Here is a 14,715-nt window from a genome sequence, read left to right on the forward strand (position 1 = left end):
CGGACGCGGCTCAAGCCCCCCCTCGCCGCGGAAAAGGCCAGCGGCACCGGCGGCCAACGCAAAGGGGCCCGGCCAATGGCCGGGCCCCTGGAGCACATGGATTCGCCTTGCGACCCTAGGCGGGCTGTTCGGCCTCGGCGGGAGCCGAGGGCGCCGCCGGAGCGGGCTTGGCGTTCAGGGCCACCTCCTGCGGGAACACAGGCAGGTAGCGGTAGGCCAGGGAGGTCACGATGAAGCCGTAGGCGACGACCATCAGCGACGGCCCCCACTCGGCCCAGTTGGGAACGTAGTCGTACCACTTGTCGAAGGGCATGACCGGGATGGCCAGGGCCTGGACAGTGAACACATAGCGGTTGATGGTCACGCCCACGCAGGACAGGATGGCGCCGGTGTAAAGCAGCGCGGGGGTGTTGCGGAACTTGGGCACCATGAGCAGGATCGCCGGAAGGATGCCGCCCAGGCCGATCTCGGCCCACAACAGACCCACGCCGTAGCCCAGCTCGCTGTTGAACATCTGGTCCCAGGTCAGGCCGGAACGCGGCAGAACGTCCGTGGCCCAGGCCCAGGTGTCCAGGATCTTCAGGAAGACGTACAGCGTGAGCATGGTACCCGCGATCTTGCACATCAGGCGCTTCACGTTCCAGTCCACCAGCGTCTTGCCGGTGAGCAGCTCCATGAGCTTGACCACCAGCACGGAGAAGCACGGGCCGGAGCCCACGGCGGAGAGCACGAACAGGAAGAACGTCCACGGCCAGATGAAGAACCCGTCGCGCAGGATGTACGGACGGCCGAAGAGCACGCCGTACATGCCGCCCAGGGAGCCCTGGTGGAACGTGGACAGGAACGCGCCGATGCCCGCGATGAGCGGCATCACATAGTGGAAGTTGTGCGCGATGTTGTGCAGCAGCGGAATCTGGTTCAGCTTGCGGTTCTCAAGGATGTTCGGGACGAACTCCAGAGTCAGCACCATGAGGTAGCAGGTGATGCAGAACATCACTTCCGTCAGCATGGAGTGGACGTTGGGATGCCAGAAGCCGAACCAGGAGCGCAGCGGCTGGCCCACGTCCAGGGCCAGGATCAGCATGGCTCCGGAGTAGCAGAGGAAGCCGATGATGACCGTCAGGTTGACGATCTTCTCCAGCTCCTTGATGTCCAGGATGTACTTGAGCAGGCCGGTGAAGAAGGCGCCCGCGCCCAGGGCGATGACCGCCAAGTCGAAGGTGATCCACAGGCCGAACCCGAAGTAGTTGTCCAGCGCGGTGCGCGCCAGGCCGTCCGGGAACAGGATCATGATGGCCTCGTAAGCGCCCAGGGCGAAGACGACCCCGCACGCGCCGAGCCACAGCAGGAATTTGCCGAGCGAGCAGCGCTCGACTCCCTCAGGCCACAGTGCTCTATCCATGATGAGCCCCTCCCTCGCCCGCTTGGGCTTCTTCATTGGCCAGGTAGTTGTCGCCCTGCAGGCGGACCCAGGCGCGCTTGCTCATGTAGTAGACCTGCGGGTCGGTGCCCAGGCGCTCCAGCAGCCGGAAGGTATACGGGCTGCGGACCAGCTCGTAGACGGCGTGCTCGGGGTTCTTCACGTCGCCGAAGGTGATGGCGCCAGTGGGGCACACCTCGCCGCACGCGGGCACATAGGCGCCGTCGGGCAGCTTCTCGGGATCCTCGCCGGCCACGCGCGCCGCGTCCTTGGCGTACATCAGGCGATGGTGGCAAAACGAGCATTTCTCCACCACGCCGCGCGAGCGCACCGAGGTGTGCGGGGTCAGCTGCTTCTCCATGCCCTCGGGCCACACGGGCTGGTCCCAGTTGAACACGCGGGCGTGGTAGGGGCACGAGGCCATGCAATACCGGCAGCCGAAGCAGCGCGGATAGATCTGGCTCACGATGCCGCCGTTCTCGTTCTTGTCGGTGGCGATGGCCGGGCAGACCGACACGCACGAGGGCATCCCGCACTGCATGCACGGGCGGGGCAGGTAGGCCGTGTCGCTGCCGTCGGTCAACTCATAGATGGTCAGCCACTCGATCTTCTTGAAGCGGGTGGGGAAGCCCTTGCCCGCGATGCGCTGCAACTGGTTTTCCTGCGGCGCGATGTTGTTTTCCTTGTTGCAGGCCACCACACACGCGCCGCAGCCCGTGCATTTGTCGATGTCGATGACCATGCCCCATCTGATCGGGAAGTCTTGGAAAGTGGACATATTGCTTACCCTCTTCTTAGGCGGTGGCGATGTTCACCCGGGTGTCGGACCACACGGACAGGCCGGTCTCGGGGTCATCGGCCGCAGCCAGGACCTTGTAGGCGTTGTCGCCCAGGCCCCGGCTGTACTCGTCCCACGCCGTGTGGCCGAAGCCCAGGGGCGCGGCGACGACGCCGGTCATGACCTTCTCGGTGATGTGGACCCTGGCCGTCATCTCCCCGCCGGGGCCGCTCAGGCGCACGGCCTGGCCCTCGGCCACGCCGCTCTGGCGCGCGGTCTTGGCGTTCATCTGGACCATGAGGTCGCTGCCGCGCACGGTGGCGGCGCAAAGCGGCGGCAGGGCCACCTTGGCCGAGCCCAGGTTGTGCTTGGCCACCGGGGCCAGGGCCAGCAGGCCCTCGCCCTGGGCGCGCGGCGCGGGGGCCGCGGCGGCGCTCAGGTCGGGCACAAGCTCCGTGGTGGCCGCGCTGGTCCAGACCGCGCCGCGCCCAAGGGCCTTCCAGTCGGCGCCCAGAGCCTCGGCCTTGGCCCGCAAAACGTCCTTGAACGCGAGGTAGCCGAGGTCGATGTCCAGCCTGCGGGCCACGGAGAGCAGCACGTCGGCCGTGGCGCGGGTGTCGAAGGCCGGACGCGCCAGGGGCCGGTTCAGGCTGTAGACCGCCTGCCCGGCGCCGTAGGGGGTGTACACGTCGTCGTAGCGCTCCAGGGCCATGCTGCTGGGCAGCACGAGGTCGGCCAGCTCGGCGGTTTCATCCATGAAGCTGGAGAAGCTCACGGTGAAGCCCGCGCGGCGCACGGCCTGGGCCATCAGCTCGGCCTGGGGCAGGGCGTAGGCCGGGTTGGCGTCGTAGACCATCAGCACGCCCGCGCTGGCCTTGCCCTCGGCCAGCTTCTTCAGGAAGGGCACCAGGTCGGCGCTGTAGCGGCTGGCGGCGGAGCCGGCGCCCTGCACCACGGCCGGGGCCTCGGGCACGATCTTCACGCCCCCGGCCACATTGATGCGCCCGAGCATGGCGTTCAGGCCCAGGGCGGCCATCAGGGCCCGGGCGCCAGCGCCCTGGCCGAACTCCGACCCGGCGATGACCAGCGGGCGCTTGGCGGCGGCCAGCTCGGCGGCCAGCTTGCGCAGGGTGTCGGCGCGCACGCCCGTCTCGCGCTCGATGCGCGCGGGGCTGTAGTTGGCGGCCACGTCGCGGCGGAAGGCGTCCAGGCCATTGGCCCGGGCGGTGGCGCCGCGCTCCATGAGCGCGTGGGCCAGGCCCAGGGCCACGGACGCGGCGGCGCCGGGGCGGGCCTGGATCCACTGGTCGCAGACAACGGCGGTGTTGTTCAGCACCGGACCGGCGTAGACGTATTTGGCCGTGGCGGGCTGGCCCGAGGGGTGGCTCTGGGAGAAGGCCCGGGCGTTGCGCACGGCGGTTCCGGAGCTTTCCAGAGCGTCGGCGCCAAGCAGCAGCACATAGTCGGCGCCTTCGATGTCGTAGGCCAGGTGGCCTTCGCCGCCCAGCTTCTCCAGGGCCTTATGGGCGCTCTGGGCCTCGCCGGGCATCATGTAGAAGGAGCCGGAGAGCCTGTGCATCAGGGCCGCGAAGACCTCGTTGGCGGTGCCGGTGTCGTCGCCGCTGATCATGGCCACGTCACCTTCGGCCCGGCCGAGCTTCTCGGCCAGCAGGGCCTCGGCGTCGCTCCAGGAGATGGGCGCAAGCCCCGCCTCGGTGCGCACCAGGGGCTGGCGCACGCGCGCCGGGCTCATGAGCAGGCCGACCTCGGCGGCGGCCAGGGCCGACACGCCGCCGCCGGACAGCGGATGGTCCTGGCTGGAGGCCAGGCCCACGGGTACGCCGTCCACCAGGGCCACGCGCACGCCCGTCCCGGCGGGGTCGAGCTTGGAGGCCATCTCGGCGAAAAACACGTTGCGCTTGGGAACCTTGGGGTTCCACTTCCAGTTCTGGGTCCAGATGGAGATGTCGTCCGTCAGTTTCCAGGGGATGGGGGTGATCATCAGCCCCGCCCCGGCACCGGCGGCAAAACTCAGGAAGGTTCTTCTATTCATGACTTCGCCACCTCGTTGCTAGCGATGACAGACGTAGCAGGCGTTGCTCTGGCCGTTTTCGGCATGGCAGCGCTCGCATTCCCACATCTTCATGGTCCCGCGGCTGTAAGCCGGGTCCACGCCCACTCCCCTGCCGAACACGATCCTGTAGCCACCGTTGGAGTAGTCGGTCAGCTTGTTGCGGTAGTGCAGGGGCGGGGTGTCGCTGCCGCCCACGTCGGGGTGGCAGGTGGTGCAGTCCTGCGCGGCGTGGGCCGCGTGGGAGAAGAACACGTTGTCAGGCTGGTCCTGGTAGATCAGCCACGGAACTTCCTTCCCCTCGTTGACGTACTCGTCGATGAACCGCTGCTCTTCCGGGTCTTCACCCATGGCCTCGGTGTGGCACTCGGCGCAGGACTCGGTCGAGGGCAGCCCGCTGAAGGAGCCGTCCTCGTTGAGATAGTGACAGTCCTCGCAGGCCATTCCGGCGTCGTCCACATGGACCAGGTGGCTGAACCGCAGGGGCTGTTGCTCGACGCTGAACAGCACCCGGGGGAACCACCACCAGCCCACGAGGAGGATTGCCACGAACCCGATGAAAAAGGGCAACGCTCCTCCGCTTCCTGAAGTTTTCTTCACCATGTGCTCTCGCCTCATCCTTGTAAAAGAGTTGCTCTCCGGGCGCCCGCTCCGGCATCCCTCCCGGGACCGGCGGCCCTTGGGCCCTTACCACGACCCCGCTGGAACACGTCTGCCCGTCCGGCCGAGAGATGCCGGACGACGCGTTCTGCGGGGTTCACGACCAAAAAAAGCCTCAGGGAGACGCAGCAGTTCTAGGCATGTCAGCCCAAGCGTGTCAAGGCTTAATGAAATAATTCACGAACCTGATTTCCCAGAATTGTCCTCCATTTCCGGAGGAAAAACGGCGCCCGACCCCCGACCCGGCACGCGGGCCGGGCGCGGAAAAAACACCTCCGGCGCCGCGCATGTTCCAGAATGCACCCGCCCTGCGGGCCGCAGGGCCCGCATAGGCCGCCCGGGAGCCCCTGCGCGGCGGCACCCGTCTGGGTGCGGCCCGGGATTCCCTGCGCGGCGGCGCGGGCGGCCTGGGCGCGGGGCGCGGCGGCGCGGGCGGCCTGGGCGCGAAGCCCAGCCAGGGGGCGGCCCTCACCCGGCGGGCCGCCCGGGCGACCTTGCGCGGCGGCGCCCGTCTGAGTGCGGCCCGGGAGCCCCTGCGCGGCGGCGCCCCCCCTGGGTGCGGGCCCGGCGGCCACGGGCCGCAGCTTGCGGCACAGCCCGGCGCGGGGCCCGTCTGCGTGCGGGCCCGGCGGCCGCCACCATCCCCGGGGGAGATACCCTGAACGGCGCCAGCCTGCGGCCGGGCCAGCGCGGGAGGCCCGGCCGCAGGCGTCCCGCGAGCCGGCCCGGGCGACGGCCCGGCCCCGCCGGGGGCGGCGCTCAGCCCTCGGCGGGCGGCGCGCCCGCGTCATCCCCGGCCCCGGGGTCCCCGGCCCGGCCGTACACGTCGTCGAAGCGCACGATGTCGTCTTCCTCCAGGTACGGCCCGGACTGGATCTCGATGATTTCCACGGGCACCTTGCCGGGGTTGCCCAGGCGGTGCAGGGCCGTCTTGGGGATGTCCACGGACTGGTTCTCGTAGAGCAGGATCTCGCGGTCGTCCACGCGCACCTGGGCCGTGCCGGAGATGACCACCCAGTGCTCGCTGCGGTGGTGGTGCTTTTGCAGCGACAGCCACGCCCCGGGCAGGACCTCGATACGCTTGATCTTGTAGTGCGGCCCCTCCTCCAGCACCGTGTAGCTGCCCCAGGGGCGGCGCACGGTGACATGGGCCTCCACCAGCCTGCTCTGCTCCTCGCGCAGGCGCTCGACCACGTCCTTGACGCGCTGGACCTTGTCCTTGGGGCAGATGAGCGTCGCGTCGCGGGTCTGGACCACGATGAGCCCGTCGACCTCCACGGCGGCGAGCTTGCCCCCGCGCGAGAGCAGCAGGCTGTCCCGGCAGTCCATGGCCAGCACGTCGCCCTGGACCACGTTGCCCCCGGCGTCCTTGGCGCCCAGGCGGTACAGGGCCTCCCAGCTGCCCAGGTCGTCCCAGCCGAAGTCGGCGCGCACCACGGCCTGGCGCGCGACGTGCTCCATGATGCCGTAGTCCACGGAAACGTCGGGCAGGGCCGCGTAGCCCCGGGCCAGGGGCTGGCTGCCGCGCGCCGCCCACCAGGCCGCCAGCTCGGGCTGGAAGCGCTCCACGGCCTCCAGGAAGGCCCGCACCTGGAAAACGAACATGCCGCTGTTCCAGTAGTGCGCGCCGCCGGAAAGGAACCGGCGGGCCGTGGCCAGATCGGGCTTTTCCACGAAGCGGGCGACCTCGAAGCAGTCCTGGCCCAGGTCCGCCCCGCGCTCGATGTAGCCATAGCCCGTTTCGGGTTTGTCGGGCACGACGCCGAAGGTCACGAACCAGCCCTGGCGGGCCAGGGCCGCGCCGCGCCCCAGGGCCTCGCGCCAGACCCCGGGCTTGTGGATCAGGTGATCCGAGGGAAACACGGCCACCAGCGCCTCGGGGTCGCGCGCGGCGGCGCGCTCCATGCCCAGCAGGATGGCGGGCAGGGTATTGCGGCGCATGGGCTCGGCCAGCACCTGGGCCTCCAGGCCCGGATGCACCCCGGCCACCTGTCCGCGCACCTCGAAGAACTGCTCCTCGTTGGTCACCACCCACACGTCGGCGGGGTCGAAGACTTCCAGCGCCCGGGCGGCGGTCTGCTGGAGCATGGTGCTCGCGCCGGTGAGCGCCAGGAGCTGCTTGGGCAGCAGGGTGCGCGAATAGGGCCATAGCCGGGTGCCGGAGCCCCCGGCCAGGATCAGGGCCTGGCAGCCTTGCAGGGCCCGGGCGGTGGAGTCGCTGGTCATCGCCCCTCCTCGGGGTTGGGGGTGGCCCCGCCCGGCCCGGCGCCCGGGGCGCCGAAAACGAAGGGCGAGACGAAATCGGCCAGGCGCGGCAGGGTCTTGTCCTTGTCGGAGAGCACGGGGGCGGCCTCGGGCCAGGGGATGCCCAGGTCGGGGTCGTTCCACAGGATGCCCGCGTCGCGCACGGGGTCGTAGTAGGCGTCGACCTTGTACTGGAATTCGGTGTCCGGGGCCAGGGTCAGGTAGCCGTGGGCGCAGCCCGCCGGGATGAACATCTGCGCGCGGTTGTCGGCGCTGATGGTCTCGGCGTGCCAGGCGCCGTAGGCCGGGGAGCCCACGCGCAGGTCCACGGCCACGTCGTAGACCGCCCCGCGCGAAACGCGCACCAGCTTGGCCTGGGCCGAGGGCGGCCCCTGGAAATGCAGCCCGCGCAGCACGCCCCGGGCCCGGGACAGGGCATGGTTGTCCTGCACGAAATCACAGGCCACGCCGCATTCGGCCAGCGCCTTGCGGCTGTAGGTTTCCATGAAGAAACCCCGGCGGTCCTCGAAGACCTTCGGGGTCAGGACCAGCAGTCCCGGGATGCTCGTGGTCCGCACCTGCACCGTGTCGCCCTCCTTGCCCGTCCGGCCGCCCGGGGCCGGGCGCCCAGGGTGCGGTCGATGCGGTCACGGCTCATCTACCAGCCTTTGCCCGCGCAGACAACAACCGCGCCGCCGCGCCCCCCTCCCCGGCCTGCGCCCGGGGCCGCGCCCAGCCGCGTCCCGCGCGGCCAAAAGCGTTGACAATTCCTCGCCAATCCAGGAAGCTTCGGCCCACGAATCGCAATCCCGCCAGCTCGGGAACCGGCGGGAACCGGGCGGAGCAAGACGTGGCCATCGACACAGAACAGGACCAGCAGGGCGAAATCGCCCGGCTCAGGGCCGAGCTCGACGCCAAAAACGCCGAGCTGGAAGCCCTGCGCTCCCGGTTCGAGGCGGAGAACACCGACCTGGTCCACCGCCTGGACCAGTTCCGGGCCATCTTCGAAAACGCCGCCTCGGGCATCGCCATCCAGAACGTCGAGGGCGTCATCACCGCGGCCAACCAGACCTTCCTGGGCATGGTCGGCTACGGCCGCCAGGAGCTGCTGGGGCTGCCCGCCGCCGCCGTGATCCATCCCGAGTCCGCACACCGGACCCTGGCGGACGCGGTGCGCCAGGGCGAAGCGGCCCCCCTGCGCGACGAAAGGAAGCTGGTGCGCAAGGACGGGTCGAGCCTGTGGGTCGACCTGACCACCAGCGTCCTGACCGAAGCCGACGGCACGCCGCGGGGCTTCGTCTGCGTGCTGCACGACATCACCGCCCGCAAGCGCACCGAAGCCGCCACAAGGGAAAGCGAACAGCGCCTGCGCCAGCTGGTGGAGCGCCTGCCCGTGCTCATCCACGCCCACGACGCCCAGGGCAACTATGTGTTCTGGAACCGCGAGTGCGAGCGCGTGCTGGGCTACGGGGCGGCGGAAATCATCGGCAATCCCGGGGCCCGCGCCCTGCTCTTCCCCGACCCCGACTACCGCAGGCACATCGAAAAGCTGCACAGCGACGCCAGCGACTTCGCGGGCTGGGAGGCCGAAACCGCCGCCGCCGACGGCAGCGTCAAAACCATCCTGTGGACGCGCATCTCCGGGGACAGCCCCCTGCCCGGCTGGGCCGCGTGGGAAACGGGCATGGACATCACCGAGCGCAAGGCCGCCGAGAACGCCCTGCGCGCCTCGGAGCACGAAAAGAAGCTCATCCTGGACACCATCTCCGAGTGCGTGCTCTACCAGACCACGGACAAGCGCATCCTGTGGGCCAACCGCGCGGCCCGCGCCCTGGCGGGCGGGGAGCCCAAGGACCTGCGCGGCAGGCGCTGCTACGCCGTCTGGCACGGCTACAAGAAATCCTGCACCGCCAGCCCCTGCCCGGTGGACCAGGCCCTGCGCCTGGGCACGCCCGTAGAGGCCGAGGTGGAGGGCGAGGGCGGGCGGACATGACTGGTCAAGGGCTATCCGTCCTTCGCCCCCGACGGCTCCCTGGCCGGGGCCATCGAGGTCGCCACGGACATCACCGGGCGCAAGCGCTCCGAGGAGGCCATGCGCCGCGCCCGCGACCTGGCCGAGAACGCCACCAAGATGAAGGACGAGTTCCTGGCCAACATGAGCCACGAGCTGCGCTCGCCCCTGAACGGCGTGCTGGGCATGCTCGACGTCCTGCTGGACACCGACCTCGACGCCGAGCAGCGCGACTGCATCCAGACCGCCCTGCAGGCGGGCGAGGGCCTTTTGGCCATCATCAACGACATCCTGGACTTCTCCAAGCTCCAGGCCGACAAGATCGTGCTCTCGCGCCGCCCCTTCCGCCTGCGCCACACCGTGCGCACCGTGTGCAACACCTTCCGCGAGCAGAGCCTGCGCAAGGGCCTGGACGTGGGCTACGACGTGGACGCCGCAGTCCCCGACACCGTCATCGGCGACGAGGGGCGCGTGCGCCAGATCCTCTTCAACCTGGTGGGCAACGCCGTGAAGTTCACCCACCAGGGCAGCGTGCGCGTGCGGGCCCAGATCCTGCGCAAGGGCGCGGACCCCCGGCAGGCACGGCTGCTGTTCACGGTCACCGACACGGGCATCGGCATCCCCGCCGAGCAGCTGGACACCATCTTCGACCCCTTCGTGCAGCTCAACTGGGCCAAGAACCGCAAATACGAGGGCACGGGCCTGGGCCTGGGCATCGTCAAGCGCCTGGTGACCCTCATGGGCGGCATCATCACCGTGGAAAGCGAAATGGGCGGAGGGACCACGGTACACTTCTGGGTCAATGTGGAGCTGCCCGGCTGAGCCGGGGCCACCACGCCAGGCATCCCGCGAAGGCGCCCCCGGGCGCCTTTTTTCACGCCCGGGCGCCCGGGGCCGGTTTTTTTGCCCGCGACGGTGGCGGCCCCCGCCCGGGTATGCTATATCGGACACGGGCCTTTCCGGGCCCGCGGCCGCCCTGGAGCGGGCGCGGCGCCGGACAAAACCGGCGGGGAGGCCCGGAATCGTCACCGCCCGGCGGCTCCCCGCACGGGGCGCCGCCGGGACAAAATGCCCGCAACCCATCCGTGGAGATCGGAATGCGCTACGCGGCCACGATCCTGATCCTGCTGCTGGCGGCCCTGCCGGGCCCGGCTTCCGGCCAGCAGCCCCCGCCCGCCCCCCAGCTCCCCGAGGTGCGGGCGGTGGTGCTCAGGAGCATGGCGCCCTTCTTCTCCGTCGGCCCGGACAACCTGCCGCACGGCTTCGCCGTGGACGCCACCCGGGCCATCGCCGAACTGGCCGGGCTGCGGGTGACGTTCCTGGTGGCCGACGACTGGGCCGAGGCCCAGCGCGACGTGCTCGAAGGCCGGGCCGCCTTCATGGCCGGGATGACAGCCACCCCGGAGCGCAAGCGCCACTTCGTCTTCACCTCGCCCATCTTCGTATCCCCATCCTGCCTCATGGTCCGGGCCAACGACAAGACCATCCGGGAGCCCGCCGACCTGCGCGGCCGGACCCTGGCCATCCTGCGCGGCAGCCTCATCCCCGAGCCCCTCAGGCATGTGCCCGAGGTCTGGATACGCGAATACACCAGCCCGCAGCACTACATCCTGGACCTGCTCTCCGGCAACGTGGACGCCGTTATGGCCGGGCGCTACGAACTGGCCCACCTGACCTCCCAGGCGGGGGTGGACAACCTGGTCGATTTCGTGGACGGACCCGGAACGGAGTACAAACGGCGCCTGGCCCTGGCCGCCGGCGACCAGGAACTGGCCGCGCGGCTGGACGCAGCCGTGCGCCGGTTCACCTCCTCGCCGCAGTATCCGGAGCTGGTGGAGCGCTGGTACGGCAGGCCCCGGCCGTTCTGGACGGCCGCACGGGTGATTGCCCTGACGGGCGCGGCCCTGGCCTGCGCCATCCTGGCCGCGCTGGCCATCCACTACCACCTGACCCTGCGCCTGAACGCCCGGCTGGCCGCGGCCCTGCAGGACAGCCGCCGCAACGCCGACCAGCTCGCGCGCAACCGGGACATGTTCCGCCATCTGGTGGAAAACATCCGCCATGTGTTCTGGATGCGCGACCTGGAGACCGGGGGGATCATCTACGTCAGCCCGGCCTACGAGGACCTTTCCGGCAAAAGCACCCAGACCCTCTACGACGAACCCGGGTCCTTCCTCGACATGGTGCACCCCGACGACCGCGAGCGCGTGGAGCGGGCCACCGAACGGCTGCACAAGGACGGCACCCCCTTCGACATGGAAATGCGCGTCTGCGCCACCCGGGGCGGGGAGCGCTGGGTCAGCGCCAGGGCCTTCCGCCTGGCGGCGGCGGACAACCTGCCCCCGCGCACCGTGGGCTTTCTGGAAGACATCACCGCGGCCAAGACCGCGAGCCTGGCCCTGCAGGAGAGCGAGAGCCTTTTCCGCGCGCTGTTCATGGACAGCAGCGTGGTCATGCTGCTGCTGGACCCGGAAACCGGGCGCATCGCCGAGGCCAACCACTCCGCCAGCGCCTACTACGGCTGGAGCCGCGACGAGCTCATGGCGATGAACGTGGTGGACATCAACACCCTGCCGCCCCGGGAACTCCGCAAGATCATGGACCGGACCAGCAGCGAGGGCCGGGGCCGCTATTTCTTCCGCCACCGCCTGGCCAACGGTGAAACCCGCGACGTGGAGGTGCACAGCGGGCCTGTGGCCATGCAGGGCCGCCAGGTCCTGCATTCCTGCGTCATCGACGTGACCGAGCGGCGCCAGGCCCAGGAGCTTTTGCGCCGCAGCGAGGATTTCCAGCGGGCCATCGTCGCCTGCTCGCCCGTGGCGCTCTACTCCATGGACCTGGAGGGCTGCGTTTTGTCCTGGAACGCCTCGGCGGAACGCATCTTCGGCTGGCGTACGGACGAGGTGCTGGGCACGCCGCTGCCCATCATCGGTCCGGACGAACAGCCGGAGTTCACCCTGCTGCGCGCCAGGGCCCTGGCCGGGGAGCGGCTGGTCGGCCTGGAGCTGACGCGCAGGCACAAGAACGGCTCGCGGGTGGAGATCAGCCTGTCCACGGCGGTCATCCGGGGCGACGACGGCGTGCCCATCGGCATCCTGGGCGCGGCGCAGGATATCACCGCCCGCAAGCGGGCGGAACGGGAGATGCTCCAGGCCAAGGAGGCCGCCGAGGCCGCAAGCCAGGCCAAGTCGGAATTCCTGGCCAACATGAGCCACGAGATCCGCACACCCCTGAACGGGCTCATGGGCATGCTCCAGCTCCTGGAGTCCACCGCCCTGGAGGCCGAACAGGGCGAGTATGTGGAGCTGGCCAAGCAGTCCTGCACGCGCCTGACCCGCCTGCTCTCCGACATCCTGGACCTCTCGCGCGTGGAGGCGGGCAAGCTGAGCATCCAGGCCAAGCCCTTCTCCCTGGCCGCCACCCTGGACCAGCTCAAGGGCATCTTCCGGCCCCTGGCGCGCCAGTCGGGCCTGGAGTTCATCTGCCACGTCGGGGACGACGTACCCGAGACGGTGGTCGGCGACGAGGTGCGCCTGATGCAGGTGCTGATGAACCTGCTTGGCAACGCCTTCAAATTCACCACCGCCGGGAAGGTGACCCTGGAGGCATACAGCCTGCCGCCGCGCGGCCCGGGCCAGCTCCGGGTGCTCTTCTCCGTCGCCGACACGGGCATCGGCATCCCCGGGGAGGACATCGCGCGGCTGTTCAAGCCCTTCTCCCAGGTCAGCGAGGGCTTCACGCGCCGCTACCAGGGCGCCGGGCTGGGGCTGGTCATCTGCAAGCGGCTGGTGGAGCTCATGGGCGGCAGCATCGCCGTGGACAGCGAGCCCGGCGCGGGCACGACCATGCTCTTCTGCTGCACCTTCCAGGCCCACACGCAGCCCGCCGCGCAGGTCCCGCCCCAGGCGCCCGGCCCCGGTCCGGGCCTGGGCGGCGCGCGGGTGCTCGTGGCCGAGGACGACCGGGTCAACGGGCTGGCGGCGGCGCGGATGCTGGAAAAGGCCGGCGCCCGGCCCACGGTGGTCGGCGACGGCAGCCAGGCCCTGGCCGCCCTGCGCGACGACCCCTTCGACCTCGTGCTCATGGACGTGCAGATGCCGGTGATGGACGGAGTGGAGGCCACCCGGGCCATCCGCGAGGGCCGGGCCGGGGAGGCCGCCCGGGCCGTGCCCATCGTCGCCATGACGGCCTATGCCATGGCCGGCGACAAGGAAGCCTTCCTGGCGGCGGGCATGGACGGCTACGTCTCCAAGCCCGTGGACCCGGACGAACTGGCCCACGCCGTGGAAACGGCCCTGGGCGGGGCCCGGGGCTGAACCGGAACGGCGGGGCCGCGCCCCGGGGCGGCCCCGGCGGCTCAGGCTCCGGAAAGCCTTTGGCTGGGTTCGTCCGGGACAGTGTCCACGGCTTCGAACAGCCCGATTTTTATTCCGTAATGCAATAGCTCCCGGTAGCTGCCGACACCGAGCTTGGCCATGAGGTTCGCCCGGTGGCGCTGGACGGTCTTGTCGCTTATGCACAGCAGCACCGCGATCTCGACGTTGGACCGGCCCTCCACCAGCAGGCGGAATATTTCCTGCTCACGAGGGGTGAGCAGGTTGTATGCCTCCCCCTCGCCCTGTCTGTTCCGCTGGCGGATGTACTCCGGGATGATCAGGCTGTTGACCCGGGGGCAGCAATAATGGCGCCCCAGATAGACACTGCAGACGGCTTCCAGAATCTCCAAGGAGGGGGAGCTCTTGAGCACATAGCCATATACGCCGGACTGCAAGGCCTGGTTGACCAGATTTTCCTTGCTGTGCATGGACAATATAATGACCCGGCTCTGGACTTGACCTTTCCTGGCGATATCGATGAGCTGGGTGGCGATTTGCAGCCCGCTGTAATCCGGCAGCGCGATGTCCAGAATCGTGATATCCGGGTTCTTTTGACGGAACAGGCGCAAGGCATCCAGGCCGCTCTCCGCCTCGCAGAGCACCTCGATGTCGTCCTCGGCCTCCAGCATGGCACGCAGCCCCTTGCGGATCAGCGCGTGGTCGTCCACCAGCATCACCTGAATCTTTTTCCGTTCATGTCTGCACATCCGGATAGAAGGGAATTTCCAGCCGCAGGGTCGCGCCCTGGCCGGGCTGAGAACTTATCCGCAACGTGCCGCCCACCTCGGCGACACGCTGGCGCATGAAGCGCAGCCCCAGCCCCATTCGTGGCGCCGCGCAGGAAAAACCCACCCCGTCGTCCTGAATGGCGATGACGATCTTGGGGTAGCTGTAGATGATCCGCAGCCTGACCCGGCTTGCCCGGGCGTGCTTGACGATATTGTTCAGCCCTTCCTGCACCACGCGGAAGATGACCACCTCCAGTTGCTTGGGCAGGGAGCATCCGCCCAGGCCGAGCTGCTGGTAGTCCACCTCAAGCTGGTACAGATCCTCCATCCTTTCCTTGAACCAGAGCAGGGTTTCATCCAGCCCCAACGGGTCCAGCAGCGAGGGCATGAGGTCGTTGGATATGCGCTGCACCTCGACGCTCAATTC

11 protein-coding genes are annotated in these 14,715 nt (G+C 69.4%); 3 read left to right on the forward strand and 8 right to left on the reverse strand.

Going from position 1 to position 14,715, the window contains the following annotated elements; translation table 11 throughout:
* Positions 1-115: 115 nt before the first annotated feature.
* The 6 genes from qrcD to rfbC all read right to left on the reverse strand — a co-directional run bounded on the left by qrcD (position 116) and on the right by rfbC (position 7,757).
* A complete protein-coding gene (qrcD, locus tag M0P34_RS06460; RefSeq protein ID WP_291497603.1) occupies positions 116-1,402 on the reverse strand; it encodes a menaquinone reductase integral membrane subunit QrcD in 1,287 nt (428 codons plus the stop codon).
* A complete protein-coding gene (locus tag M0P34_RS06465) occupies positions 1,395-2,198 on the reverse strand; it encodes a 4Fe-4S dicluster domain-containing protein (protein WP_291497605.1) in 804 nt (267 codons plus the stop codon). The genes qrcD and M0P34_RS06465 overlap by 8 nt, the downstream gene beginning before the upstream one ends.
* 16 nt (positions 2,199-2,214) lie before the next feature.
* The gene (gene qrcB, locus M0P34_RS06470; protein ID WP_291497607.1) at positions 2,215-4,251 is read right to left on the reverse strand and encodes a menaquinone reductase molybdopterin-binding-like subunit QrcB; all 2,037 of its coding nucleotides are present in this window, start codon (positions 4,249-4,251) and stop codon (positions 2,215-2,217) included.
* 18 nt (positions 4,252-4,269) lie between these two features.
* Positions 4,270-4,872: a menaquinone reductase multiheme cytochrome c subunit QrcA gene (gene qrcA, locus M0P34_RS06475; RefSeq protein WP_291497609.1), complete on the reverse strand. Its 603-nt coding sequence runs from the start codon at positions 4,870-4,872 to the stop codon at positions 4,270-4,272.
* A gap of 816 nt (positions 4,873-5,688) precedes the next feature.
* A complete protein-coding gene (locus tag M0P34_RS06480) occupies positions 5,689-7,155 on the reverse strand; it encodes a mannose-1-phosphate guanylyltransferase/mannose-6-phosphate isomerase (protein ID WP_291497610.1) in 1,467 nt (488 codons plus the stop codon).
* Positions 7,152-7,757, reverse strand: coding sequence for a dTDP-4-dehydrorhamnose 3,5-epimerase (gene rfbC / locus M0P34_RS06485; protein WP_291497613.1), 606 nt, complete (start codon positions 7,755-7,757; stop codon positions 7,152-7,154). The genes M0P34_RS06480 and rfbC overlap by 4 nt, the downstream gene beginning before the upstream one ends.
* 266 nt (positions 7,758-8,023) lie before the next feature.
* On the opposite strand from rfbC, the gene M0P34_RS06490 reads away from it, so the two are divergent.
* From M0P34_RS06490 to M0P34_RS06500, 3 genes are all read left to right on the forward strand, one after another.
* On the forward strand, positions 8,024-9,166 hold the full coding sequence (locus M0P34_RS06490; RefSeq protein WP_291497615.1) for a PAS domain S-box protein: 1,143 nt from the start codon (positions 8,024-8,026) through the stop codon (positions 9,164-9,166).
* A gap of 99 nt (positions 9,167-9,265) precedes the next feature.
* Positions 9,266-10,006, forward strand: a complete 741-nt coding sequence (locus M0P34_RS06495) for an ATP-binding protein (RefSeq protein ID WP_291497617.1) — start codon at positions 9,266-9,268, stop codon at positions 10,004-10,006.
* Positions 10,007-10,269: 263 nt separating this feature from the next.
* Positions 10,270-13,500 (forward strand): PAS domain S-box protein, encoded by a 3,231-nt coding sequence (locus M0P34_RS06500; RefSeq protein ID WP_291497619.1) that lies wholly within the window; start codon positions 10,270-10,272, stop codon positions 13,498-13,500.
* 41 nt (positions 13,501-13,541) lie between these two features.
* On the opposite strand, the gene M0P34_RS06505 is transcribed toward M0P34_RS06500, so the two are convergent.
* Together M0P34_RS06505 and M0P34_RS06510 are read right to left on the reverse strand one after the other, a co-directional pair.
* The gene (locus M0P34_RS06505; protein ID WP_291497622.1) at positions 13,542-14,234 is read right to left on the reverse strand and encodes a response regulator transcription factor; all 693 of its coding nucleotides are present in this window, start codon (positions 14,232-14,234) and stop codon (positions 13,542-13,544) included.
* 19 nt (positions 14,235-14,253) lie between these two features.
* Positions 14,254-14,715: ATP-binding protein (locus tag M0P34_RS06510; protein ID WP_291497624.1), on the reverse strand; the 462-nt coding region annotated here is incomplete at its 5' end.

The sequence above is a fragment of the Desulfocurvus sp. genome, from assembly GCF_023230885.1.
Lineage (GTDB): Bacteria > Desulfobacterota > Desulfovibrionia > Desulfovibrionales > Desulfovibrionaceae > Desulfocurvus.

Bases quoted from the DNA above. Each gene is read 5' to 3' on its own strand.
- qrcD (WP_291497603.1), bottom strand. From the start codon at position 1,402: ATGGATAGAGCACTGTGGCCTGAGGGAGTCGAGCGCTGCTCGCTCGGC.
- M0P34_RS06465 (WP_291497605.1), bottom strand. From the start codon at position 2,198: ATGTCCACTTTCCAAGACTTCCCGATCAGATGGGGCATGGTCATCGAC.
- qrcB (WP_291497607.1), bottom strand. From the start codon at position 4,251: ATGAATAGAAGAACCTTCCTGAGTTTTGCCGCCGGTGCCGGGGCGGGG.
- qrcA (WP_291497609.1), bottom strand. From the start codon at position 4,872: ATGGTGAAGAAAACTTCAGGAAGCGGAGGAGCGTTGCCCTTTTTCATC.
- M0P34_RS06480 (WP_291497610.1), bottom strand. From the start codon at position 7,155: ATGACCAGCGACTCCACCGCCCGGGCCCTGCAAGGCTGCCAGGCCCTG.
- M0P34_RS06495 (WP_291497617.1), top strand. From the start codon at position 9,266: ATGCGCCGCGCCCGCGACCTGGCCGAGAACGCCACCAAGATGAAGGAC.
- M0P34_RS06505 (WP_291497622.1), bottom strand. From the start codon at position 14,234: ATGCTGGTGGACGACCACGCGCTGATCCGCAAGGGGCTGCGTGCCATG.